At 44.3% G+C, this 25,658-nt stretch carries 21 protein-coding genes; 13 read left to right on the top strand and 8 right to left on the bottom strand.

The genetic code is table 11. From position 1 onward, the window contains the following. Nucleotides 1–127: 127 nt before the first annotated feature. Nucleotides 128–427 carry an Hsp20/alpha crystallin family protein gene (locus tag EQO05_RS03735; RefSeq protein WP_128503913.1) on the top strand — a complete coding sequence of 100 codons (300 nt, stop codon included), beginning with the start codon at nt 128–130 and terminating at the stop codon, nt 425–427. Between the two features lie 258 nt (nt 428–685). Here EQO05_RS03735 and EQO05_RS03730 read toward each other — a convergent pair whose 3' ends face one another. From EQO05_RS03730 to EQO05_RS03710, 6 genes are all read right to left on the bottom strand, one after another. Continuing rightward, the gene (locus tag EQO05_RS03730; RefSeq protein WP_128503911.1) at nt 686–1,960 is read right to left on the bottom strand and encodes a restriction endonuclease subunit S; all 1,275 of its coding nucleotides are present in this window, start codon (nt 1,958–1,960) and stop codon (nt 686–688) included. A 283-nt stretch (nt 1,961–2,243) separates the two neighbouring features. Then, nucleotides 2,244–3,209, bottom strand: a complete 966-nt coding sequence (locus EQO05_RS03725; RefSeq protein ID WP_128503909.1) for a hypothetical protein — start codon at nt 3,207–3,209, stop codon at nt 2,244–2,246. Nucleotides 3,210–3,369: 160 nt separating this feature from the next. Beyond that, nucleotides 3,370–4,929, bottom strand: a complete 1,560-nt coding sequence (locus tag EQO05_RS03720; protein WP_128503907.1) for a class I SAM-dependent DNA methyltransferase — start codon at nt 4,927–4,929, stop codon at nt 3,370–3,372. Nucleotides 4,930–5,145: 216 nt separating this feature from the next. After that, on the bottom strand, nt 5,146–5,574 hold the full coding sequence (locus tag EQO05_RS03715) for an N-acetyltransferase (protein ID WP_128503905.1): 429 nt from the start codon (nt 5,572–5,574) through the stop codon (nt 5,146–5,148). 292 nt (nt 5,575–5,866) lie between these two features. Continuing rightward, nucleotides 5,867–6,037: a hypothetical protein gene (locus tag EQO05_RS15410; protein WP_164888456.1), complete on the bottom strand. Its 171-nt coding sequence runs from the start codon at nt 6,035–6,037 to the stop codon at nt 5,867–5,869. A gap of 452 nt (nt 6,038–6,489) precedes the next feature. Beyond that, on the bottom strand, nt 6,490–6,909 hold the full coding sequence (locus EQO05_RS03710; protein WP_128503904.1) for a nucleoside 2-deoxyribosyltransferase: 420 nt from the start codon (nt 6,907–6,909) through the stop codon (nt 6,490–6,492). Nucleotides 6,910–7,353: 444 nt separating this feature from the next. On the opposite strand from EQO05_RS03710, the gene argC reads away from it, so the two are divergent. The 6 genes from argC to EQO05_RS03680 all read left to right on the top strand — a co-directional run bounded on the left by argC (nt 7,354) and on the right by EQO05_RS03680 (nt 14,113). After that, nucleotides 7,354–8,367: an N-acetyl-gamma-glutamyl-phosphate reductase gene (gene argC / locus EQO05_RS03705; protein ID WP_128503902.1), complete on the top strand. Its 1,014-nt coding sequence runs from the start codon at nt 7,354–7,356 to the stop codon at nt 8,365–8,367. Between the two features lie 77 nt (nt 8,368–8,444). Next, nucleotides 8,445–8,909, top strand: coding sequence for a CBS domain-containing protein (locus tag EQO05_RS03700; RefSeq protein WP_128503900.1), 465 nt, complete (start codon nt 8,445–8,447; stop codon nt 8,907–8,909). A 19-nt stretch (nt 8,910–8,928) separates the two neighbouring features. Then, a complete protein-coding gene (argJ, locus tag EQO05_RS03695; protein ID WP_128503898.1) occupies nt 8,929–10,116 on the top strand; it encodes a bifunctional ornithine acetyltransferase/N-acetylglutamate synthase in 1,188 nt (395 codons plus the stop codon). A 161-nt stretch (nt 10,117–10,277) separates the two neighbouring features. Further along, nucleotides 10,278–11,741, top strand: coding sequence for an ADP-specific phosphofructokinase (gene pfkC / locus EQO05_RS03690; RefSeq protein ID WP_128503896.1), 1,464 nt, complete (start codon nt 10,278–10,280; stop codon nt 11,739–11,741). A gap of 64 nt (nt 11,742–11,805) precedes the next feature. Beyond that, nucleotides 11,806–13,284 (top strand): ADP-dependent glucokinase/phosphofructokinase, encoded by a 1,479-nt coding sequence (locus EQO05_RS03685; RefSeq protein ID WP_128503894.1) that lies wholly within the window; start codon nt 11,806–11,808, stop codon nt 13,282–13,284. Next, on the top strand, nt 13,271–14,113 hold the full coding sequence (locus EQO05_RS03680; RefSeq protein ID WP_128503892.1) for a DNA-3-methyladenine glycosylase: 843 nt from the start codon (nt 13,271–13,273) through the stop codon (nt 14,111–14,113). Before EQO05_RS03685 ends, EQO05_RS03680 begins: the two co-directional genes overlap by 14 nt. Nucleotides 14,114–14,171: 58 nt before the next feature. Here EQO05_RS03680 and EQO05_RS03675 read toward each other — a convergent pair whose 3' ends face one another. After that, nucleotides 14,172–15,869: a HEAT repeat domain-containing protein gene (locus EQO05_RS03675; protein WP_240664315.1), complete on the bottom strand. Its 1,698-nt coding sequence runs from the start codon at nt 15,867–15,869 to the stop codon at nt 14,172–14,174. Nucleotides 15,870–16,027: 158 nt separating this feature from the next. Then, on the bottom strand, nt 16,028–17,395 hold the full coding sequence (cca, locus tag EQO05_RS03670; protein ID WP_128503890.1) for a CCA tRNA nucleotidyltransferase: 1,368 nt from the start codon (nt 17,393–17,395) through the stop codon (nt 16,028–16,030). Nucleotides 17,396–18,249: 854 nt separating this feature from the next. On the opposite strand from cca, the gene EQO05_RS03665 reads away from it, so the two are divergent. The 6 genes from EQO05_RS03665 to EQO05_RS03640 all read left to right on the top strand — a co-directional run bounded on the left by EQO05_RS03665 (nt 18,250) and on the right by EQO05_RS03640 (nt 25,602). Further along, nucleotides 18,250–20,853, top strand: a complete 2,604-nt coding sequence (locus tag EQO05_RS03665) for an S-layer protein domain-containing protein (RefSeq protein WP_128503889.1) — start codon at nt 18,250–18,252, stop codon at nt 20,851–20,853. Nucleotides 20,854–21,139: 286 nt separating this feature from the next. After that, the gene (locus EQO05_RS03660; RefSeq protein ID WP_128503887.1) at nt 21,140–21,595 is read left to right on the top strand and encodes a YqaA family protein; all 456 of its coding nucleotides are present in this window, start codon (nt 21,140–21,142) and stop codon (nt 21,593–21,595) included. Between the two features lie 687 nt (nt 21,596–22,282). Further along, nucleotides 22,283–22,990, top strand: a complete 708-nt coding sequence (locus tag EQO05_RS03655) for an energy-coupling factor ABC transporter permease (protein ID WP_128503885.1) — start codon at nt 22,283–22,285, stop codon at nt 22,988–22,990. Beyond that, nucleotides 22,987–23,328, top strand: coding sequence for an energy-coupling factor ABC transporter substrate-binding protein (locus EQO05_RS03650; RefSeq protein ID WP_128503883.1), 342 nt, complete (start codon nt 22,987–22,989; stop codon nt 23,326–23,328). The genes EQO05_RS03655 and EQO05_RS03650 overlap by 4 nt, the downstream gene beginning before the upstream one ends. 118 nt (nt 23,329–23,446) lie before the next feature. Further along, nucleotides 23,447–24,229: a cobalt ECF transporter T component CbiQ gene (gene cbiQ, locus EQO05_RS03645; RefSeq protein ID WP_128503881.1), complete on the top strand. Its 783-nt coding sequence runs from the start codon at nt 23,447–23,449 to the stop codon at nt 24,227–24,229. 11 nt (nt 24,230–24,240) lie between these two features. Then, a complete protein-coding gene (locus EQO05_RS03640; RefSeq protein WP_128503880.1) occupies nt 24,241–25,602 on the top strand; it encodes an energy-coupling factor ABC transporter ATP-binding protein in 1,362 nt (453 codons plus the stop codon). The last annotated feature ends 56 nt before the right edge of the window (nt 25,603–25,658 follow it).

The raw sequence follows: 25,658 nt of genomic DNA, 5'->3' as shown, positions 1-25,658 counted from the left end.
TTTTGTTATCAATTATATTTTTCCTGACAGCCTGTTAAGGAACAACTCTGCCATAAAGTAGACTAGGTGGCACCTCAATGCAAATGTATAAATATTCTAATTCATTACATTACTCGGGGGTATTATTATGGCGGAAGCATTGAGACTATCACCGGTAATTAGCGCATTTCCTGACGACAAATACGAAAACCTTGAAATTGAAGTAATTCTTCCCGGAGTGGAAAAGAAAGACATTTCTTTTAAACTCACCAGTGACAGCTTTTTTGTAAGCGGTAAAAAAGAGGGAGTTACATATCTGGACAGCTATCCAACCGGCTGCCCGGTTGTCCCGGAAAAAGCCGTTGCCAAATATTTAAACGGTATACTTAGAGTCACTGTACCTTATCAGATGCCTCTAGAAAAATTAGTTGACGTGAAAATCGAGTAAAACCGGGTAATCTGCATAGCAAATTTCTCTAAAGGAAAAGCAGTAAACGAAAGTCGGGAATCAGAGTTTGCAAAACATCAGTATATCACTTTTTTCAGATTATATAATTCCCGATCTTCACACTTTTTATAACTTCTCAGGGTAAACCTTATTCGCTGTCCGGCGTCGTTCTTGTCACGCTCGACGAAGGAGAGCGGTCATTCCGAAACAGAGAAGAAAAAGAATAAAGTGCGGAGCTAAACCTCGCCCTCAACTTATTTAAGTCTGAACACGAATTTTCCCTGACATGAGTTTGGGAAGGAGGGAATCACGAATTTCAGCAATTCTTTTTGTTTCTAATCCATTATGGAATATTTTCTCATAAACAGAATCTGCAATTTCATCGAATTTACTCATTATATTCTTAGGTGGCAAAATTATTTTTATGGATCTGAAAGAAGTTTTATTAATTTCAAGAAATGTACTACCACCAGCCAAATTCTCAATTTCTTCCATATTATTTTTAACCGCATTTAATAGATAATAATTGGAAACTCTGTCATTACAAACCATAGAAATAAAACCCTGATTAGTAGAAATTGGAACTTTTGTGATGGCAAAATAACCCAAAGTTGCCCTGCTTGTCATCAGAATAGACCCTACTGGAAGCAACTTGGCAGAGCTATTCTGAAGTCCCCTTTCTGTGATTTTCCTTGAAGTGTAAAAAATAACCGGTGAATTAAGAGATGTCATATCAGTAGGTGTTGCCCAAAAAACATCTCCTCCTTCCCAGTAAGAAGGTTCGCTGGTTTTCGGAGTTCCTCCTCCAAAGGTCTCGCAAATGTCGCTAATCCGCTTAACTTCCCACCCTTCCGGTATCTCCCCCAATTCCGAATCTACCATCCTGCCGCCGCTTGATTTGTAAGGGTTTCCATTCTCATCCGGGAACTCGAACTCGATGAACCATCGTTTGAAGAGGGTTTGGGCGATTTGTTCTAAGGTGGAGTTCATCTGGCGGTTGAGGTCGATTTTCTGATCTATAAGAAAAAGAGTATTTCCAATACTCTGTTGTTCCTCAAGTGGAGGTATTATCATGTGGCATCTTTTAAATTGTCTGTGAGTTAGATCTGACTGGACACTACTTGCTAAACATCCATTGACAAAGTTTTGAACGTATTTACTTTTTAGGAAATAAAAAAGAAAATACCGATCTATTTGTCCTGGATTTGTTATTATTTTAAAGCAGTTATTATGTAAAACGCCAACTAAGTTTGTATATACCAGCCCAACTTGGCCAGTTCTGGTAAAGATTATATCTTCTTTAGATGTGACATATTTTATTGGAGGGTCAACAATATACTCTGAAAAGTTGTTAGTACCCATATCTGTAATTTTTAATAGGGGGTGACTGTTATCTAAAAATTCACTTTTACGTTGAGACTTAGCTATTTGCAGCCCTTGTCTAAACTCTGCAATTTCACCAATCTCTTTTAAATCCCAATCTTCAGGAATCATCCCAATCTCAGTTTCTTTGAATTTTGTTTCAGAGGCCAATTGCTTTTCCCCATCTCATTTTATTGTTTTTACGGATTCCTTGCTTAAAAAGTATAAATCATAGTGGATCTTTTTGCTTGATTTAGCATACTTGCTTTAATTCAATTATTTCTTCTATTGTGGTTTCCGGAAAAGACCGCTCGCTTGGCGAGCGGGCAAGACGCGCGAAAGACGGCTATTATGGCTCCTCTGTGTTTGATTTGCCAGATCTCGTTTCCGGCTATTCCATTTATTTCTTGCCAACAAAAATTTATATGATTTCTGCCGGGATTTTCCCGAAAAATCAATCTAATTTATCTATCAGGTTGAGGAACTTAGCTCTTAATGCTTCTCTGGTAGAATCCGAAAGTTCATCGAGTTTATCCAGGGTTTCCAGAGCTTTTTCGAAGTAGGATCTAGCAAGGAAGGGGTCTTTTTCGATATAGATTCCTCCCATGTAAACATACAGGTAGAGGAAGTCATCATATCTTTCAGTAAGTTTTTCGTAAAGGTCCTGAATTTTATCAAATTCGCCTCTTTCGGACAGGTCTGAGATATAGAGACCTACGAGTTCATAGAATTCAGGGCCGTTTTCCAGCAGGAAATCAAATTTTTCGTCCTCTGGCAGTGAGAGGAATTTTGTTTCCATTTCGGCTACCAGCTCTTCCTCAGTTAGTTCATCTGTGCCCTCTGCTCCGTAGCTTTCTACAAATTCGAAATAATCTTCCTCATCTCCTTTCATAAGCATGAGGTCTGCATGTTTGCTGGACAGGCCCATCCTGGCAGCGAACTTTCTAACGCTATTTTCGTACTCTTCACTCTCTTTTCCGGTAAAAAGCCCCATAACATAGGCTGCCCACTTCAGGTACGCCTGTTCGTCTTCCATCCATGACCTGTTGTCGATAACCTCCAGAACGTAGTCGATTGCCAGTTTGAACTCGTGATGGCTTATCGGTTCCTCTTCAAGAAGTTCTATCAGGTCTTCAATTATTTCTATCTCAAGATCCTGCTTAAAAAAAGAGATCTCTTTATCGTAGTTCTTTTTGATGTTATTTAATGCTGCTACTGCGTCTTTGTCCCTTATTTTCAGGTCATTTTCATAAAAATACCTTGCAATCGAATATTCAATAGTTCCCAGATAAACACTGTATTCGTACTCATTTCCTTGCAGGCTTTTGATTTCCTTTATTTCCGGAGTATCGGGTTTAAGATATCGGGAAAGCGAATCATCTCCCCCTTCAGTAAATTTGTTCCCAGTATCAGGACTCATGGTATGCCCTCCGCTTATCTGCAATTTTATTTTTTTCTTAATATTCATTGTAGCAGCACGTGTTTAAACTTAGTTTTTAAGCTTCGTTTGCAAGTCCAGTTTTATACTTTCCGTGGAAACCTCTCATAGCTCAAGGGTTTCAGATTCTACTGACCTTAGATTAGATTTCATACCCTAGCCCTGCCAGATTTCCCTTAATCTTCTTCTCCAGCTCCTCTGACTTCCTGAACTGTACCGAGAGTTCTGCGGTCAATCTTTCCATCTTCTCTTCAAATTCCTCATCGTCATCTTCGGTCTCCTCAAAACCCACATAACGGCCAGGCGTCAGGATAAAATCGTGCTTCTTGATTTCATCAAGAGGAGCAGCCTTACAGAAGCCGGGAATATCTTCATATTCTCCGCGATTGGTTTTTTCCCCGCGCCAGGCGTGGTAGGTATCGGAAATCCTCCGGATTTCTTCGTCGGTTAGTTCGCGATGGGTACGGTCCCGCAAAACTCCCATGTTCCGGGCGTCAATGAAAAGAACTTCGCCGCGCCGGTCGCGAAAGCCGCTGTTCTGTTTGTCGCGGGCGAGGAACCAGAGGCAGGCTGGAATTCCCGTATTGTAGAAAAGCTGGCCCGGAAGTGCGATCATACAGTCCACGAGGTCAGCTTCAATGATATTTCTCCGGATTTCGCCTTCTCCGGAGGTGTTTGAGGACATGGAGCCGTTCGCAAGGACAAATCCGGCGATCCCGGTAGGAGAGAGATGATGAATGTAGTGCTGAACCCAGGCGAAGTTGGCATTACCTTTTGGCGGGACCCCGAATTTCCAGCGGGCGTCTTCGGCAAGAAGTTCGCCTTTCCAGTCCGAATCGTTAAAAGGAGGATTTGAAAGGATAAAATCAGCCTTCAAGTCTTTGTGCAGGTCGTTATGGAAAGAGTCTCCCCATTTGATCCCGTCGTTATCTATACCCCGGATTGCAAGGTTCATCTTGCAGAGGCGCCAGGTGGTCTGGTTTGACTCCTGGCCGAAAATGGAGATATTTTCAAGGCGGCCGTCGTGAGCTTCAATGAATTTCTCGCTCTGGACAAACATTCCGCCCGAACCGCAGCAGGGGTCGTAAATTCGGCCGCGATAAGGCTCAATCATCTCGACAAGAACTCGGACTATGCTTCTCGGGGTATAGAACTGGCCGCCGCGCTTGCCCTCCGCATCTGCAAACATCCCGAGGAAATACTCATAAACCCGGCCGAGTACGTCTTTACTCCGGCTCTCCTTATCGCCAAGGCCGATTGTGCCTACAAGGTCAATCAGTTCACCAAGACGCTGCTTGTCAAGCCCCTCCCGTGCATAGTTTTTTGGGAGCACTCCTTTCAGGGTATTATTGTCCCGCTCGATTGCGGTCATGGCATCGTCTACGATTTTCCCGATAGTGGGCTGCTTTGCACTTCTTTCCAGATGGTTCCAGCGGGCTTCAGGAGGGACCCAGAAAACATTCTCTGCAAGATATTCTTCCGGATCTTCCGGATCAGCCCCGTCCACAACTTCAGCAAGAAGTTCGTCGTGCATCTCCTCAAAAGCATCCGAGATGTATTTCAGGAAAATGAGGCCGAGTACTACATGTTTGTACTCTGCTGCATCCATATTGTTTCGGAGTTTGTCTGCTGCCTGCCAGAGTTTTTCTTCAAAACCTAAATTTGCACCATTTCCATTTGAGCCTGCTGTGTTTTTTGCCATAGATTCTCAACACTTAAATGATAACTCAGGATAGTAGGTATACTGTGATAAAATTGTTGATTTAAGTGCTGATCGCTATTTCTCTCTTATAGCAGATTTCACTAAGGATATGAACTTTCAATAAAGTCAGTAGATCCTGTATTCCTTATCTGGGCTGCTGTACTGTATTATGAAGTATTAATTCGCCAAAACCGGGCCTTGCAGATTAGAATAAACTCAAATTCTTTCCCATTCCATCAAAACCTGCATGCAGCCTGTATATTCATCGATTTCTTCACCGGCTGCAACAAACCCGCACTTCTCATAAAAATGAAGGGCACGCTCGTTTTCCCTGTAGACTTTGAGGCAGAGCCTTCCCTTCAGGGTCTTCGCGTATTCGAGGAGAGTCCTGCCAATCCCCCTGCCCTGCATCTCCGGCGCAACGAAAAGAGCGCAGACTTTCTCCCCAACAAGGGAAATGAATCCTGCGGGTTGCCCGTGCTCCTCAAAAATAAAGTTTTCGGCAAGTGGGAGGTATGTTTCCTTCATCGCATTCTTCTGTGAAGCCCAGAAGGAAGCCGGGACGAAGGAATGGGCTGTAACGGAAGCCTCATACCAGATTTTTACCATTGCTTCTAAATCGTTTTTTCCGTAACTCCGGATCAATTTATCGACTTTCCTTTTTAATTTCCTTTTCTAAGGTTGTTTTATTTACATAAAATAAAAGCATATCCTCGTAAGCCCGGTTTTAAAATATGAAGGGTTTGACTGAGCCTGATTGAGCCTATAAACTTCCGGTGGGGGGAACTTTATACAAAAAGTTAAGGCAAGAGCAAGCTATATATAGAAAAAAAATATTCTAAAAAACGCCAGACCGAAAAAGCTTCGGCCTGAAAAGGGGCTTTCATCAGGAAGGGTCCGAATTAAAAAGGAAATGTCGGGAAAAATTTCTATTATTTCACTCCATTGACTCGATTTGGCGGATCAAGTCTGTGGTATATCTTTCGGAGAACTCCACATGTGGACTGAATGGTACGATCTTTACCAGTTTCCCATATCTGGACACGTACATGTCAGGCCCATGTGAAGTTTTCACTTTTCTAAAAGTGTATCCGTTCACAAAGGTCACTATTTTAACCTCCAGTAGTTATTATGTCAGGCATTCTATATTAAAATTTTTTTACTTAATAATCGTTATAAATTCGGGCTTCTGTTCCCGAATCGAACCCCTAACTTATCTCATTTGAGATATAATTATATAATAATAAAAAAAGAAAATTATAAAGAATTTTGAAAGGCACAGGTCATTATTAAAACCCGTTACGAAAGCTCGCTACACACAATTCTTTAACAAGAACTCTTAAGGATAACTTCCTGACAGAAGCCTGTTAACAAAAGCTCGTTAATGCTCTCTACCTGGCATTTTTCTCGAATCGTATTCTCTGGCGGCTCTATTTCAGAGTAAGCTCTGGTGAATAAAAATAGTTCAGGATCATAGTTTTTCAAACTAAAAGTGCTGAGAACAAAAAATAGTTCTGGACTGACAAGCTCAGAGCCGGAAATATTAGAGCCGTTCAGGAGTTACCGGTATTTTTCCAATATTTTTAACAGCTCTTCTTCATCCCTTGCAAGTGCATCTATAGCCATTTCTATCATCAGGTTAACAATCCCATCCGAGAGAGCCCGAAAATCAGTCCGAAGTCCTATAACAGGCTTTCCTTTTGCACAAGCGTAGCCTATCTCCCAGGCGGTTCCTGAGTCCACGTCCACTCCGTCGAGGACTGCAACTACAAGGTCTGAGTCGTCCACGCCCCGCACACATTTCTTGAAAATCGACTCCTGATTCTGTTTCTCACGCTCGTCTGTGGTCTCCTCTGCGTCTTCCTGGGGCAAAAAAACCAAAAATCCTTTGAGCAGCAAATCCTTCAGTTTACGGTTATATTCGAGCTCTGCATGGCTGAAAAGGGGTCCTGCAAGGTAAATTTTCTTTTTTCCGTTCATATTTTTTTCGTCCTGCCACTTCAGAAGGTATGTATAACAAATTTTCTTATAGTAACAGAAGCTCCAAAAGTAGAATAATTTATCTATAGTGTTTTCCTTTCCGGCGCTAGAGACTTTAGTCTCCTCTGTGTGGAATACGCTTATATATCTAAAAACTCAAGTTTTACTGATTAAAAATTAAAAATATGATTCGCTTTATAGAAAACTGCAAATCACAGGCTCAGAGAATCAGGCTTCCTGATAATTGGGGTCAGTTACGGTTGACGAGCTCCCTTGACCCTCAGCGACTTCTTGACGGAAACTACGAGCCGGGAAAAGTAAACTCCTGATTCTTAATGGGAGCGTGCTGCCAGCAATGGCTTAGGGAACAGAGCAAATCCTCCAATCCTGTTTCCATGAACAAATTTAATTATTTGTATTGATATTACACAGGCAGTGACACTTATGATCAAGGCTGGAATAATCGGAGCTTCAGGATACACAGGAGGAGAACTCCTGCGCTTGCTAGTCAATCATCCCAATATAAAGCTGGAGCTGGCAACTTCCAGAAGCCTTGCCGGGAAGCCCGTAACGGGCACTCACAGACATCTTCAAGGTTTCCTGGACCTCAGGTATGAAAATCCTGATTCTGAAGATATCAGGGAACGCTGCGACGTTGTCTTTCTGGGAGTACCTCACGGAACTGGCATGAACTATGTACCTGAGCTGCTTGACGGCCATACCAAGGTTATTGACCTTAGCGCGGACTACAGGCTCGAAACTTCGGAATTTGAAAAGATTTACGGCTTAAAGCATACCGACCCCAGAGATGCCGTTTATGGGCTTGTGGAGCTCCATCCCGAAGCTGGAAAAGAGAATTTCGTGGCAAATCCCGGATGTTTTCCTACAGGCGCAATCCTTGCAGCAGCCCCTCTTGCGGCAGCTGGACTTATTGATATTGCGGTTTTTGACTCCAAGACCGGAATTTCAGGAGCTGGCATCTCGCCTACTGAAACCTCACATTACCCTAACCTTGCGGAAAATATCGTCCCATACAAACTTACAGCCCACAGGCACCGGGCTGAAATTGTCCAGGAACTGACTGCTCTGGACGGAAAACTCAGGAATATCAGTTTCACACCCCATGTAATTCCCTCTATCAGGGGGATCTTTACAACTGCTCACCTCTTTACAAAGGAACCTCTCTCCACGGACGATTTAAAGACAATTTATCAAGGATTTTATAGGGATAGGCCGTTTATAAGATTCCCTTCAGGAGTTCCTTCCCTTGCCTCAGTCAGGGGTTCTAACTTCTGCGATATAAGTTTTGAAGCGGATAAGGAAAATAACAGGGTTGTGGTGCTCTCGGCAATTGATAACCTTGTGAAAGGTGCATCAGGACAGGCTATCCAGAATATGAACCTGATGTTCGGCCTGGACGAGACACGGGGGCTCTGGCTGCCTGCAGCGGCTCCGTAAATAAAGCCCAAGCAAGAAAATATAACTGGTAACGGATTTAAGTAAATAATGGAATTTGTCTCAAGGGGTATAGTCAGATGAAGGTAAAAGATGTCATGAACCCGAACCTTATTTTCTGCAAGCCTGAAGATTCAGTCCGGGAAGCGGCAAAAATTTTGAAGGAAAACAATATCAGCGGAGCTCCTGTCCTTAAAGGCGAAAAGCTTGTGGGAATAGTAACCGAGGCGGATCTTCTGAAACTGCTGATAATTCCTGAAAAAGGGGAACTCTGGCTTCCAAGCCCCTTTGAGGTTATCGAGGTTCCTATCAGGGAACTTCTCGGCTGGGAGGAAACAAAGAAGATGCTTTCTGATGTGGGTTCCACAAAGATAGAAGAGATCATGACAAAGGATGTGCACATAATTTCTTCCGAGGCATCAGTAGAAGAAGCTTCCGAGCATATGATAAGGCACAGGATTAACAGGCTTCCTGTAACTGAAGATAGCCGCGTGGTAGGAATTGTTACGCGCGGCGATATTATTAAAGGTCTTGCAAAGCTCTGAGGGAGAAGGAGAGTCTTTCATGAAGCAAATAGAAGGTGGAATCTGTGCAGTGAGGGGTGTATCCGCAAACGGGATCAAGAATGGAAAAATGGGGGTGGCTGTCATCCATGCGGAGGGTCCTGCAGCAGGTGTCTTTACAAAGAATAAGGTAATCGCAGCCCCGGTTACCCTGAGTAAAGGAGTAATCGAAACACAGCACCGTCTTTCAGCTATAATTGCAAATAGCGGTAATGCTAACGCCTTTACAGGTGATGACGGCTTTCTGGATGCTATGGAAATGGCAACCGTGCTTGCCCAAAAACTTAACCTTAAGCCTGATACGGTTGCAGTTGCGTCAACAGGAGTAATCGGCAGAAGACTTAACGTCTCCCTGATCAGTGAACGCCTTCCTGAAGTCCTTGAGGGATTGGGCAGTTCTCCGGAATGCAGCCGTAAAGCTGCAAAAGCGATCATGACCACGGATAGGGTTGTAAAAGAAGTGGCTATTGAGATGGACTGCGGGATCAGGATAGGGGCAATTGCTAAAGGCTCGGGAATGATCGAGCCCAATATGGGAACAATGCTCTGTTTTGCATATACTGATGCAAAAGTGCCTGCCGACGTTCTGGATGCTGCTCTCAGAATAGCCGTGGATAAGACTTTTAATATGGTCGTCGTGGACGGGGATACCAGCACGAACGATATGGTACTTCTTACCTCAACCTGTAAGTCCGGGGTCAAGCCCTGCATGGATTGCCTGGATGATTTTGAGGAGGGTCTGATTTACGTATTTACAGAGCTTGCAAAGAAAATGGCGAGAGATGGCGAAGGCGCTACAAAACTCATCGAAGCGAGGGTAGTCGGCGCAAAAACATACGAAGATGCTAAACTTGCTGCAAAAGCAATTGTACGTTCTCCGCTGGTCAAATCCGCAATTTTCGGAAAAGACCCTAACTGGGGAAGGGTTGTAGCCGCTGCAGGATATTCTGGTGCTGAGCTTGAGCAGGAAATTCTTTCCCTTTCGTTTTCAGGTGGAGGAGCGGAGGTCGAACTTGTAAAGTCCGGGGAGATTTCCAGTTCTTCCGATCTCGACCTTCTGAAAAAGATTATGGCAAATGAAGAAATTGTCATTACGCTTGATCTCAATATGGGAAATGAGCAGGCGACTGCATGGGGTTGCGACCTTACCTACGACTATGTCAAAATCAATGCTGAATACACGACTTGATACAATGTCAAAAATCTGAAAGGAAATAGAGGAAATATTAATAAGATTACTTACACGCAGGATCACTTATAAGTGAAACAATTTCGAGAAAAAGAACCGGGTTTCCCCTATTCCTGAAAATTATTTTTGGTTCAGATAAGTATCTCCAGGGGGTTTATTAAGTGGATATACAAGAATGGGAACAGCGCCATACCGACGCTTTTTACAATGTCAAAAAGTCCCTTCCTTATCTGGAAGGTATGTTTGTAGCTTACAACAGCAATATCGATGCTATAAAACACCTTACGGATGAAGACCTGTGCAGGCTTATGGAGCTTTTTGACGAGGTTGACATTCAGAAAAGAGTTGAAACTTATCCGAGGGAAATAAATGAGCCCCTGGATTTCATGGCTCGCCTGCTGATTTCCATGCGAGAGGGAAAAGCCGCTGAAATCCCTACCCATACGTCAGATATTCATGAGTGGTTAAAAGCTCACCTGGGTTTTGACTATGCGCGCATGGGCGGCCAGGCAGGAATAATTTCGAACCTTCTTGCCCGCCTCGAGCTAAAAAAAGTGGTTGCATATATTCCCTGGCTTTCTGAAGAACAGGCAGACTATTTTGCAGCTTCTGACAATCTTCTGCATCCTAAATTAGAAGACGGAAAGGTTGTGCTCAAACCTCCTAAGGAAGCCTTCAAACCCGGAATCGAGTCAAAAGTCAACTGGATCTTTGAGTATTCCAGAGGTCTGGAAGTAACCTGTAACGGGAACAATTTCACGGTGCCAAGAGATAACCGCCTGATAATTTCCTCACGCCCGAAATGGATTCGTCTGGACATGGACAGGGAAATCTATGAGCAGCTTGAATCGCTCTACCCGATTGACGGGGCGATGCTTTCAGGTTATCAGATGATAAAAGAGGAATATGAGGATGGGTCTACGTATAAAGACTATGTTTCGCATTCCGTGAAAGTTATCGAGAAACTCAAGGCTTTAAATCCCGAACTCCGCATCCATGTGGAGCTTACATCCATCCAGAACCGGGTTATAAGAAAGGCCATCCTGACTGAGATCGTTGCCAGACATGTCCATTCCCTGGGCCTTGATACTGTGGAGGTGGCAAATGCCCTGAACGTCCTGGGGCATGAAGAACTCTCTTATTCCGTGATAAGAAAAGAGGAGAACGGGATAACCTCGCTTTATCATGGAGCTGTTCAGCTTTTAAAAGACCTGTCGCTTGAAAGGGTTCACGTGCATTCTCTCGGGTTTTACATCTGTATCCTTGCAAAAGGTCATCCTCTTACACTTAAAGAACACAGGGACGCCCTGCTCTTTTCCTCAACCCTTGCCGGGGCTAAAGCCCTCACGGGAGATATTGAAAATCTTGACGAGGCAGCCGCAGGGCTGGAAGTTCCGGTTTCAGGTAAAGGCATTGAAGACCTGGAAAACTTCAAGCTTTACTGTGTAGGGAAGAGGCTCTGCACTCCTGAGGAATTCGAGTTCGGATATCTTTACGGGGCAGATCATAATGCGGTTATCATTCCTTCCAAAGTTGTCGAGAAACCGAAATCTACGGTGGGAATAGGGGATACTATCTCAGCAGGAGCTTTTGCAGCCATGCTTGCAACAATGAAGCAGAAGTAGGCAGGAAAATAAATTCCCTTTATTTAATCCGAAACCTCCCATTCCGGACACAGGAACTGGTTAGATGAATGTACTTTGTGGCTATAATGTTAATATAGACTCGGTATACCGGATCAGCGGAACCGAGATTTCGGAACTTCTGGACACTTTCCAGGCGGCTGAGATCCTTGAGAAAATCGAGAATCCCCCGGGAATAATAATCTCGGAGTCGGATTTTGTTGCAGGGCTTGCCTATTGCATGAAAGAGGGGAGCGGAGCCGAATGGCTTGTTTTTGAGAAATCCGTTTTTGAGTTTCTTAAAAGCCGGTATTTTGGAAAATCCATCGTAAGGATGGGAGGAAACGCCGGAATAATGGCAAATGCCCTTTCCCAGCTGGGCGCGTCCAGGGTAGTTCCTAACGTTGCAGTGCCTTCAAAAACCCAGATTTCCCTCTTCTCAAAAAAAGCAGTCTACCTTCCGGAAGCTTCCAATTCTTTCAAGAGAGACGGCGGGACGACACCTGAAGAAAATAATAGCAACCTTTCCAGCAGCCAAGAACCTATACATTTCGTATTTGATTTTTCAGAGGGTGAGGTTTTTTCCCTGTACGGGACTGAGGTAAAGGTTCCGAGGGAAAACCGCTTCATAGCGACCTGCGATCACCTGAATCTGAGGCTCTTTGTCAGCCCTGCATTTGAGCAGTATGCACTTCAACACGCCTGCGAGTTTGATGGTGTACTCATATCGGGTTTTCATCTCCTTATTGAAACCTATCCGGACGGCAGTACCTATAAAACAATTCTTGATAATACCCTCTCCCGGCTCAGGAACTGGAAAGCCAGGAATGATAAGCTCAGGATTCACCTGGAGTTCGGGCACTTCGCAAGCAAAGAAATTGCAAATTCAGTCTTTCTACGTTTTGCAAAACTTTCCGATAGCCTCGGAATGAATGAAGATGAACTTGCAATATTTTACAACTTACACGGAGTGCCCGGAGAAGGGCTCCACAATATGGAAGCTGAAGCCATAGCCGATGCAGCGTTCAGGCTGGCTTCGCGGAATGGGCTTAAGAAAATTTTTATTCACACCAGGGAATTTGTGCTGACCGTATTTAAACCGAATTTTACTTCTAATTCCGAACCGGATTCCGAAAATCCTGTTAATGTCCGGACCTCGGGAGAAGTGGATAATCCTGAAAATCCTGAAAATCCTGAAAGTCCGGCTTTGCAGAGGGAAGCCGGAGAAAAACTTGAAGCTCTTGATTTCGGAGTCAGGTGTGCAGCCGCGTATGCGGCTTCAGGCCGGCTTGAAGGGCGGGAATTCGTGGAAGAAGAAGCCTCGAAACTTCAGGAAAGTGCATTCGGAAGAGAGCAGCTTGAAGCCTTCCTTAAAGCTTTCAATGGAAAAACCCTCGGACAGGGGGCTTATGCTTTCAGGAAGGGCTATGTCTTCTGCATACTCCCCACTCTGCTTTCCCGATATCCTGTAACCACTGTCGGGCTCGGGGATACATTAGCCGCAGGAATTTTCCTCAGGGGGCTTGAGCTGGATGTACAGACTTAAACCCCAGCTTTTTGATCTCAATTATACACTCGACTGCGGGCAGGTTTTCCGCTGGGAGCGTAACGGGGACTGGTGGACAGGAGTTGTCGGAAACCATGTCATCCGGCTTTCGCAGGACAATGGACATCTGATTGTCGATTCAAACCTTCCGCCTGAGTTTTTTTCCCGCTATTTCCGCATGGACGACAACCTGCCTTCAATCTACCAGAGCATAAATCGAGACCTGCTTATCGACAGGGCTATCCGCAAGTACCGGGGCTTGCGGCTCATCCGGCAGGACCCCTGGGAGTGCCTGATTTCCTATATGCTAGCAACCGCCTCAAGCATCCCTACAATCCAGAAACGGATCTGCCTGCTCAGCCAGACTTTCGGGCAGGAAATCGAACCCAACTATTTCAGCTTTCCAGAGCCTGAAACCCTTGCAAATGCCAATCCCGCCGAACTTGACAAATGCAAACTGGGCTTCAGGACCCAGAACATAAAAGCTGCAGCCGAAGAAGTGGCTTCCGGCGAGCTTGACCTTGACGTCCTTTTCCGCCTGGAATACCGGTACGCGCGGGAACGCCTCATGAGGCTCCGCGGAATCGGGGAAAAAGTTGCCGACTGCGTGCTCCTATTCGCTTTCGAGAAAATGGAAGCCTTCCCCGTAGACACCCACATCAGGCAGATAATCCAGCACTACCATATCGACGATAATTTCTTTGAAAACTGCACGAACCTGAGCCGAATGGGAGACTGGGGAAGGGAATACTTCGGGCAATATTGCGGGTATGCACAGCAGTATTTATATTATCAGAAAAGGGTTGAGGGGTTTGTAGGTCTTTATTGAGTTTTGTTTTTTGACGATTATATTCAGGATTTTAAAGTAGAAGCAGAAAAGACAGAGTTCAAGTCAGCTTATCAAGAAAACTCCACATATTTTTCTGGATCAAATAATCTCTAACTTTACCAGCTAAACCTGAGGGCATCTTGGATAATTTGTCTATCTTTTTCCCCATTATCTTCTGGAGGTCCTCTTTCAGTTCAGGATATGAAATATCCTGTAAAGGTATGGTCAAAGTGTATTCAACTCCTCCCCATTGAGAAATAGGACCAACATGTATAATGAGTTCTTCACTGATTCCAGGTTTAAGGGAGATTGTTATTTCCTCAAGTTTGTCGCTGACCTTATCAACTTTTTCTCCGATATCCTGTAATTTTTGTTCCAGACAAGAATTGATAATAAGTGTGATTATGGAACTTAACATATTGTATTGCTTTGACACATCTTTCTGCTCAGGAATTTGTTTAATTCTGTCAAGAAGGAAATTATTTTGAGGATTATGTGGAGTATTTGCTTCTAAAGTAAAAACTAAGTTCTCCACATTAAAAGTCATTTCTTCTTGATTGCCGATTTCCCATGTTTGGATTTCTCTATTAATGGTGCACGCAATTTCTTCTGCATCAGTCCCTTTCGATTCATTGCACGCAATCCTTGCTTTCCTTTGAATCTCTTCGAGAAGTTCTTTTAGATTTCTGTCAAGAATAGGCAGCCCTTTTCTCATTGCTATTGTTGCAAAAGGTGCTGTTTCTTCAGTATCTCTCATTAGTTCTACTGCACGATCACAGTATTTTTTATAAAATTTAAGCTCATCTTTTTTTGCCTCTAAATTCAGGTTTTCTGAATTCTGGACTTCTTTTAATGCATTTGCAAGGTTTTCAACAGCTTCGAAGAGCAGTTCTTTACTTTTAGAACCTCTAACGGCTTCTTTAGCTTCTGCTAGGTATTTCCCCACTTCTTCTTGTGCTTCCTGCCTTTTGAAAATTATTGTGTGGAAAGAACGGTAAAAGGGAAGACAAAATTGAGATGGACTACCCCATTTATCCTCCTGTGCTGCGATTTCAAAAAACTCAATTGCTTCTTCTAATTCTCTCTTGTAATCTTCTTCTTTTTCTGCTTGGGAAGCCTTGAATATTGAAATTTCCCCAAGAGAATGATTTGCGTAGGCCTTAACACCCGTATCTTGATCGTTAGTTAGTCTATGTAATTCATTCCATGCCTGCTGTTTATCTGGTATATGGTAAAATATAGAACCAATGGCAGAGGCTGCTCTAAGTCTTACACCACGATCTTTGTCATTGGCCAGGCTCTGCAAGTCATTCCAAGCTTGTTCTTTACTCGATAATTGGGAAAAAACCAAACCAAGAGTATAGGTAGCTCCCCTCTTCACCCTACTATTTCCGTCAGTGATCAGTCTATGTAAATCATTCCAAGCTTGTTGTTTATCTGGTAACTGAGAAAAAACTGCACCTAGAGAGTAGGCAGTTCCCTGCCTCAAATCACTATCTTGATCATTGGTCAATCGATGTAATTCATTCCATGCCTGTTGTTTATCTGTTATTTGAGAAAATACCGAATCAAGGGCAGAAATTGCATTCCGCTTCACATGAATGTTCCGATCAGCTGCCAGTCTAATGAAGTCATTCCAAGCCTTTTGTTTATCAGGCAGTCGTGAAAACTTATACATTAGCTGCTTTAATGCCTCAATACGTTCTTTCGGATCATCGCTAAGGCATTTATTATGAATTTTCTCTTGGTTTATCAACTGCCTAACACCACAAGTTTCAATAAGATTAACCGTTAAAATGGTTTTTTTATTTTAGGGGCAAAAAAGTTTTTTAAAAATAACTTTCACGGAAAAGTCTCACTTTATTCAATCAAACAGCTAATTGAATACATTCTTTATCCCATAGCAAATTCTTTTTACATCCATCCCCTCAAAAAAACCCTGAAATCAGTATCCTTTAACCTGCAAATCCCTGCATCCTCTATAATCTCAAAACCTTCACTCACGCTCTGGCATACGCTTTTCCCAAGTGAGCAGGTCATGAGCCGATCCTCTAAAAGCCCTTTTGCAGTCGGGTATTTGCGCCGGATTTCAAAGACGTATTTTCCGTTTTCGATATAGCCTCCGAAGACGCCGTCAGCTGCCTCCTGGTACTTTTCCTTGAACTTTTCGGCGTGGGTTTTGACCCAGACGGGGGGGCCGACGTGCTTTTTCACGTTGGGGAGGGTGCCGGAGATCAGTTCCAGAAGGACTGCGGTTTCGGATTTGCCTGACCAGATCCCGGTTTTTATAACTGTAAAATCATATTCTTTCAGAAGGGCGGCTGCGGCTTGCTCCATTTTATAGAGCTGGGGGTAGAGCACGTCTTCTACTACATCGGGGGTTTTGAAGACGATTGCAAGCTGGGTGCTCTTCCGGGCTTCAAGGCTTGCCAGGATTTCTCTATCCTTCAGGGGGAGAGAAGTAGCTGGGAAGAAGAAGCTGAGCTCAGGGCTTTTCAGGAATTCCCGGCAGTGGTCTATGAACATGCAGAATTTGTCAAGGGAAAGGGCTGCTGCTACGTTCCGCCTGGGGTCGGTAGGGTCGACCATTACAAGCGGTTCGATGTGCTCGATTTCCGCGTGTCGCATTATGTCGATTTTCTGACCGGGCTTCCAGGAACAGGCTGCACGGACAGTATTTTCAAAGAAGCCGTAGTGAATTATAAGGAGTTCGGTCAGGTAGCCTGAAAAGCCCTGGGTCTTCAATTCCGAGCCGTAGACCCCGCCTCCGCGCATAAACTGTTTCAGGAGCAGGACCTCGTCTTCACGCCCTTTTACGCGGGGCTTGACAAAATCGTTATGAAAAGGTGTCCTGTCAACTGCGGATTTGATCCTGGAAGCCGAAGCGACCCTGAAGCAGGGCACAAGATCCACATCAAAGCCTTTGTAAATGATATTCAGGTAAGGGTGTTCAGCATGGCGATCTTCGGCATGTTCGGCATGTTTTGCCACTTCCCTGGCAATTGCCATGCCCAGGGTTTCGAGTTCCGTTCTGGCTGTCTCTTCGGGAAAACTTATAAAGACATCAATATCGTGCGTGCCTGAAAGCCAGGTGCCTCTGGCAGCAGAGCCTACCATCTTCACAAGCACGTCCGGGATGCCAAGCCTCTCGGCTGCTGCTTCTACCTGCGAGACAAGTTCCTTCTGGATCGCCAGAAGCTTTTCTCTCTCAACCGCTGTGGGTTTTATTCTCTCAAGGACTGCCAATTTTAATTCTTCGGGAATGACTGTATACGTTTCCATGCCAGGGACGGCTCCATATTTTACTCGGTCTTACAATGCAGAATAAATCTGAGTTACGCTGATTTCCTGCTTATAAGTGTCAGAAATCCCCTCCTCAAACTTATAACTTGTGGAGTCACAAATATTTTCAAAAAATAGCTTGATCGCAAGCCTTTTCAAAAAATCCTTGACCGCAAGCCTTTTCAAAAAAGGCTTGAGCGAAAACTTTTTCAAAAAAAGTTTGATCAAAAACTAATGATTTATCTAAACCAACATAACCGGAGCGTGATAAACCGGCGCAACGGTTTCGGCGCAACGGTCGCGGTTCAACGCCCGGATCTTAAAAGGGACAACTAAAAAGATTTAGCAACAAGACTACAAATTTTTTCGAGGGGGAGATTCCTGTCTGTTGCATACTCTCAAGCTAATTTATGAATGTCTACGTCCGAAATATGATTTTCCACTCTCCGTCCTTTCCTGAGTCTTAACAAGCCTGGTTGTAATAAAGGTATTTTCCGGTTTTATTTTTCTTTCATCCTGAAACTTACAATATATGGATCTGCTATGTTATCAAAAATCCGTTTTAAAGGGGCTCTAACATTTTTATGGCATAAAACTCCTTCTTTTAGAACCTTCAATTTTTTTATTACTTGATTTCCCAAAAAAAATTTATCCAATATCCAAAAATTTTTTATTTCATGCCCGAGATATTAGAAAATGGATATAGTTGAATACCTTTGATATAACTCAGATAGGCGGGGTATCTGGACTAAGGACATATTCCGGACGTTGAGGAAACTATTTTTTTCCTGCTTTTTTCTTTCGGAAACCTGAAAACTGCACTCCCGCCTCTTAAAACATAGAGGAGGCCTTATTTGGGGATTAAAAACTACATGAAGATTTTATGCTTATTTCTGGTGCTCGGGCTGCTGCCTGTAAATGCGGCTGCTCAGGTTTCGGATTCGACAGGCAACCGTATCTGGGACGAAAATACAAACCAGAACCTTACCTACACCTGGACGCCTCAAACCTATTCGGGCTTTTATTATGATCTGGACACCGGAGAAGGCTCCGAGAATCTGACAGTCCAGCTTAGTGAGGGCAGCCGGTCAATTGAAGAGAACAACCTGCGGTATGAAACAGTACCCATACAAACGGCTTTTGAGTATACTGATTGGGGTTCTTATGAAGTTATCGGGTTTATGGCTGAGCGCTACTTTGCAGGATACAATGAAAACTCAAGCTTTGCAGATGACGAGATCAGCGTTATCTCGGACGGGCAGCTTTCAAAGGTTCTGACCGATAACGATGATAGGAGATCGCTATATACGGGCTCTTCTCTCATTCTTGAGGAAGGGTATTCCCTGAACATAGTTGAGGTTGATATAAACGGAGATACCGTCTGGGTACAGCTTGAAAAGGACGGCAACATAATTGATGACGCTTTCCTCTCCTCCAATAATGACTATGTGTACACGGCCGACCTCGAGGATGCTGAAGATGTGCCGCTGATTGCAGTCCATTTCGACCAGATTTTCAGCGGTAGAGAGACCAATGCAGTTTTTGTGGAAGGGATTTTCCAGATATCGGACCAGTACGTGCAAATCCAGAACGGGGATGAATTCGGAGAAATGGAGGTAAGTTCTACTTCTAGCTCGGGCATAAGAATGAGGAATAGCGATTCTATCTCGCTTGGCAGGGGCGACACTATCGATATCATGGGTAAGCTGAGTTTTGTAGTTGCTGATGCCAGTGAGCTTCGTTTTGCTCCTATAGTCGAAACCTCCGAGCCCGGAACCTATGAGTTAAGGGGAACCGTACACGATGATAGGTTTGATACCACGGTATGGACGCCTTTTAACTTCGAAGGTTTCTATTATAATATCGACGAAAATGTCTCAACTGAAAGCCTTGTTATTGAAGAGCTCGATGGCAGGACAATTGATGATGAAGCCCTCGTGTATTCTACAAGGCCGGCACGTGTTGAATTCGAGCATAATGACTGGGGGAGCTATGAGGTTGTCGGCTTCATGGCAGAACAGTATTTTGCAGGATATCCTGAAGACACTCTTGGCAACTCGAATGGTGTAAGTGTGCTTTCGGACAATGTCCTTTCAAAAGTCCTTATTGATGATGACGATAAAAAGTCCCTTTTCACAGGCTCCTCTCTAGCCCTTGAGAATGGCTACTCTCTCAGGGCAGCCGAGGTCGATGTTAACGGGGAAAGAATACTCTTTGAGCTTTACAGGAACGGAGAACAGCTGGATTCGGGAATAATTCCCTCAAACGGAGACTATGTGTATGAAGCCGATATCGGAGGCGCTGAAGATGTCCCGGTCATTGCAGTCCATGTAAGTACGGTCTTCCGTTCCCGCGAGACAGATGCCGTATTTGTGGAGGGCATCTTCCAGATCTCGGACGATTATATAGAAATTTCCGAGGGAGATCTTTTCGGTGAGATGGAGATCAGCTCAATTTCCGATTCCGGCATTACAATGAGAAACGAGGACTCAATCTCCCTTTCAAGAGATGATGTTGTTGACCTGATGGGCAATGTCAAATTCAGGGTTGCCGATGCTTCAGTCCTGCGCTTTTATCCCTTTGTTGAAATCGAAACCGGGGAAGGCGAACAACTGAATATCGAAATGCCTGATGTCCTTGAGGTAGGAAGACAGGCTAATATCACGGTAACCGCGAGAAATGTTTCTGTCGGCGACGTTGAAGTCTTTGTTGGAAACAACAGCATAGGCACTACCGGCGATGACGGTAACCTGACTTTCACACCGAGCAGCGAAGGCAGCTTCACTGTAACTGCAAGCCGGGAAGGTTATGTTTCCGGAAGTAAGAGTATTGATGTTGTTTCGGAAGGGGTCCTGAAGCTTCTGGTTGCAGTCTCGCCTGAAACTGTACGGGAAGGAGACCAGATCAGCATAACGGTTACCGATTCCGTAGAAAACCAGCCTGTTGCCGGGGCGGATATATTCTTCGGCGGACAGAGAATTGACGAAAAGACTAACGCAAACGGTACCGTGTCACATTGGGTTACTGCTCCGGGCACATATACGGTAAATGCTACAAAAGAAGGTTATGAAGAAGGGGAAACCGTAATTGAGGTGATAGAAAACGTAGCGGAGTTTACTTTCTCGAACCTCACAATAGAACCTGCTTCAATTGAGGCAGGAACTGCGGTAAGCATAAGAGCGGATGCCACGAATACCGGAAATGCGGCAGGAGAATCCAGAGTGGATTTACTGGTTAATAACGAACCGGTTGATTCCGAAAATATAAGCCTTGGTCCGGGTGAGAGCACCGCAGTCGAATTCTCACATACCGAGGACGAGCCAGGAACATATACAGTTGAGGTAGGGGGTCTGAGTGAAAGTTATGAGGTAACTGAAGAAGCTCCCTTCTTCAGCGGGATGGCCACACTTGGAGTACTCGCCGCAGCATTTGTTATCCTCCGGAAAAGGAGAAACTGATTCAAAACTGATATGCGCTTCTGGCTCTGGTGTTAAAGCGTACTGGCTCATACCAGAACATGAAAAAAGGGCTTTAATACAGTTTCAGTGCCTGTACGGCGCATGAGCTGGAATCCCAATTCGGGACTTCCGGCTCTCCAATTCTTTTTTACGTCACTTTGCCGTTATTCTGTCGCTATCCTGACTGAACTTCCTCTTTGCTTTAACCAGCAATTTCTACCGGTATCTCGTGCGATTATTGCCTGAGACGACAGCTTAAAATACCGTACTACGATTGTTGAGTATAATGCTTGAAGCCCTTACTTCCTTTCTTGCCGATTACGGCTATCTTAATCTCTTTGTCCTGAGCTTTCTGGCTTCCACGGTTTTGCCTTTAGGGTCGGAAGCGCTGATAATAGCTCTCATTTACCAGGGTTTCAATCCTTATTCTGTTGTTATGGTGGCGACGTTGGGCAATTTTCTCGGGTCCTGCACAACATACTATCTCGGGCTAAAAGGGCGTCCGGTACTTGAAAAATACCTTTCTCCCTCTCCTGAGCAGCTTGAGAAAAGTGAAAGGCTCTTTAATAGATATGGCGTTTACACCCTGCTTTTCACCTGGGTTCCAGGCATAGGAGATGTAATTACCATGGCTGCCGGGCTTATGCAGCTCCCTTTCCGTTATTTTTCGGTTCTGGTTTTCCTTGGAAAGTTCGGGCGTTATTTTGCAGTTGCGTATCTGACAGCTTTTTTTAGTGGTTAATTTAAGCTTCTCAAGATAAGTTGAATAAATTGTCTTTTAATTTAGCCAATTCACATAATTTACTCAAATTTTTCCTGACGTTTAGTTTCTTTTTCTGTTATTACTTACATTTCTGAACGATCTTTCCAAAATTATTTTTTGTACGGAAAAAATAGATATATTTATGTAATACAAAGTACAATAGTAAGTTACTAAAGCAAATTTAGTTGATCTACATTGCTTTAATTTGTTTTTTTCTTGCCCGTCTTCCAGGGTTTTAAAACGGAAACTGTATTTGATTATAACCTCCATTTTTCTATTTTTTTCCCTTTTCTTTTTTCTTCCCTTTTTATCGATTCTACACAATTTAGCTTTTCATATTTGGGTGTAGCCTGTCCTTTAAATAGTAATATTTAGTTTCCCTGTAAATTCCGGTTTCTTCCAGATGTTAAATCCGTTTGATTGCCTTTTTTATAATATTATTATATATTGGATATAATTATCTGCCTGGTTTATGCCCAGTATTGATTCAAGTTTACTTGTTCTACTCTATACTTCCTTCATTCTAAGAATATTATTACCTTTTAATTAATTTGATTCGCTCTCACGCACTCGCTTCTGCCTCACCGTAACCTTTATCTATAAATGAACTCAATTTAACTTGCCTTAAGCCCACTAATGTTTACTTGATATCCCCATGGTGATCCTATGCATATAATGGAAGGTTTTTTAGACACCCCCTGGTGGCAGTTATGGTTTGCAGTATCCATACCGGTGATACTGTACGGGATTTATAAAATGAACAGGCTGGTAAGTGAAAAACGTGAAATACTGCCTCTCCTGGCTGTTGCAGGTGCATTTATTTTCGTGCTCTCTGCCCTCAAATTGCCTTCTGTTAGCGGAAGTTGCTCTCACCCGACCGGGACCGGGATTGCAGCAATCATGTTCGGGCCGGCGATTTCTGCAGTGCTCGGGACAATAGTGCTTCTGTACCAGGCTCTTTTCCTTGCCCACGGCGGGCTGACAACCCTTGGAGCAAATGTATTTTCCATGGGTATAGCAGGCCCTCTGGCAGCATATATTGTTTACAAAGCAGGAATGAAAGCCAGAATTAATTTTTATTTCGTTGTCTTCCTTGCTACAGCTATTGGAGACTGGGTAACTTATGGTGTAACTTCCACACAGCTTGCTCTTGCTTATCCTCAGGGAGGAATCCTTACCTTTGAAGGATTTCTGGCTCAGCTTAAGGTGTTCGGGGCTATCTTTGGGCTAACGCAGCTGCCTCTGGCAATTATGGAAGGCGCGGTCAGTGCTCTGCTCTTCAAGTATGTGGTTAATGTCAAGAGTGATATTCTTGTAGAAATGAAAGTAATTGAAGCTGCAGTTGTTAGAAAACTTAGAGGGAGCTCCGCATGAGCAAAAAACTGGAAATCATTGTGCTTGCCATAGTCCTGATTTTTGCAATCCAGTTTATCTACATGTCTTCGACAACAGATGCAGAATATATGGGAGCTGACGGGCAGGCTGAAGACGCAATAAAAGAAGCTACCGGCGGAACTTATGAGCCTGTAGCAGAACCCCTCTGGGAGCCTCCAAGCAGCGAAATCGAAAGCCTCCTCTTTGGGCTTCAGGCTGCTATAGGTGCAGGTGTCCTGGGATATTTCCTCGGGTATTACAGGGCCAAAAAGAGATACGAAAACGACCTTGCCCGCAAAGGAATAAACAAGTCCGAAGGGGATAGCCAGTCCCTGTAACCTCTTTTTATTCTTTCTCTATGTTTCCTTCTTCTCAGGTAGGAAGGTTTTTATCTTTTGCCTTTTATTTTTAACCTTTAATTTTCAGGTTTCATCTACCTTTCTGCGGGTTTTCAATATGACCAATATCCTTGACGACTATGCCCTTATGAGCCCTCTCAGGCACCGAAACAACTGGCTGAAACTGGCAATAGTGCTATTCGGTTTGCTTGCAGGAGTCTCTTCGAGGTCTCCTATCCCTCCTTTTTTCATAGCTTTCTGCATGAGCTTTGCAACCGTTACTTTTGGCAAAGCTCCCCTTTCGCTTTATGTAAAACTTCTGCTGGCTCCCCTGAGTTTTGCGGCTGTCGGGGTTTTTATAATAGCCTTTTTTTCAGGCTCGGGACCTGAAATTCTGTCTTTCGAACTCCTGGGTTATCCTCTCGATGTAAGGGCAGATGGGTTTGAGCTTGCGCTGCTGGTACTTGCGAGATCAGTAAGCGGGATGTGCTGCCTTTACTTCCTGGCGCTGACAACCCCGATGATCGAGCTCTTTGCGGTACTTAAAGCTTCCAGGCTTCCAGAGTCCTTTATAGAGCTCTCCATGTTGATTTACCGCTACATCTTCGTCTTCCTTGACATGGCTCTCTCCATAAGGTATGCCCAGACCGTAAGGCTGGGATACTCGAGTTTCAGGCGGTCTATCCGCTCCCTGGGCATGCTTGGGAGCACCCTTTTCGTCCGCTCCTGGGAACAGGGAGACAAACTCTTCCTTGCCATGAATTCAAGATGTTATGATGGGAAAATGGCACTTTTCGAAGTGCACAGGCCTGTAGGGGCACCTGAACTGCTCCTTACTTCAGCCTATTTTCTCCTGACTCTCGCACTTCTTTATCTAACAAAAAACGCATCTATTGTCTGAGGTAAAAGTTTATGATTATTCTTGAGACCAGGGGCCTTAAGTACGCTTATCCTGACGGAACCGTGGCTGTTCAGGATCTGAATATTGAAATCATGAAAGGAAAGAAAATTGCCTTTGTAGGGCAGAACGGCTCCGGTAAGTCCACCCTTTTCCTGCTTCTTAACGGGACCCTTAAGCCGAGCCAGGGGGAAGTTCTTTTCCACGGCGTTCCTTTGGAGTACGATTCAAAATCCCTCCGTGAAATCCGGAGATCTATAGGGATAGTCTTTCAGAATTCCGATGACCAGATTTTTGCGCCCACGGTATTCCAGGATGTAGCTTTCGGGCCTTCAAATCTCGGTTATTCGAAAGAGAGGGTCGATACTTGCGTTCAGCTTGCCCTTGAGCAGGTTGGACTTTCACGGATTAAGGACAAGCCCCCCCACCATCTCAGCGGAGGGCAGAAAAAAAGGGTTGCAATTGCCGGAATTATGGCAATGGAACCCGAAGTGATTATCCTTGATGAGCCGCTCTCGAATCTCGATCCTGTAGGGGCAGACGAAATAATGGATCTGATCAATGAATTTAACCACTTCGGGAGCACTATCATTATCTCAACGCATGATGTGGACCTGGCATACCGATGGTCTGACTATGTGTTCCTCCTGTCGAACAGCAAGATCATAGGCCAGGGCACGCCGGCAGAGGTTTTCAAAGATCCCGAACTTCTTAAAAAAGCCGGGCTCAGACAGCCCACCACCCTTGAAATTTACCATGAAATCGAGAGAAGAGGGCTTGCGTACGGTAGAAATTCCCCCAAAACCATACCTGAGCTTGTCAATACCTTAAAACCTCTTGACCTGATGTGGGTTGAAGTTCCCCCTGGCGTAAGAGAGGGGGATAACCTGAACCTTGGGGTCATGTACGGGGAATATGCAACCCAGTCGCCTTACGAGGCAATTAACGCCACTGTGCTGCATATTCATTCGGACGGAAGGGCTATTGTTGAGTTAAAACGTAAAGGAATTAAAGCCGGAGGAGTCCTGCTTTATGACACTGACAGCTATTCCCTGCCTGAAATAAAGCAAATCATTAAGGAAGGGGAAATTGTCTTTGTCGGGGCTATGGGCAAGAAAAGTAAAATCCTTGCCGAGCAGGACGGAGTCCGATTGGACGTTACCTCAGGCGTTATAGACAAATCCATCCTGATGGCGCTCTGCGGAAAACGCTGCCTTATCCTTACAGCCGGCGGGATGGTGGACCATGCCCTTAAAAGGATAAAGGAATACGTGGAAAAAAGCGGGATAGAATTTACGGTCGGAGTTGTTAACAGGGAAGAAGGTTGCCCCTGGCTCGAAGAGAGTGGGAACAGCCCTGAAACGCTAAAGATATAATCTCTCCTCCTTTTTCCTTTTTTCCCCTTTTCTTAGCTTTCACTACAGCTCTTTTG

The sequence above is a fragment of the Methanosarcina sp. MSH10X1 genome (genome assembly GCF_004099695.1).
GTDB lineage: Archaea > Halobacteriota > Methanosarcinia > Methanosarcinales > Methanosarcinaceae > Methanosarcina.
The sequence above is the reverse complement of the archived record's forward strand: the minus strand, read 5'-3'. Positions and strand labels throughout refer to the sequence as shown.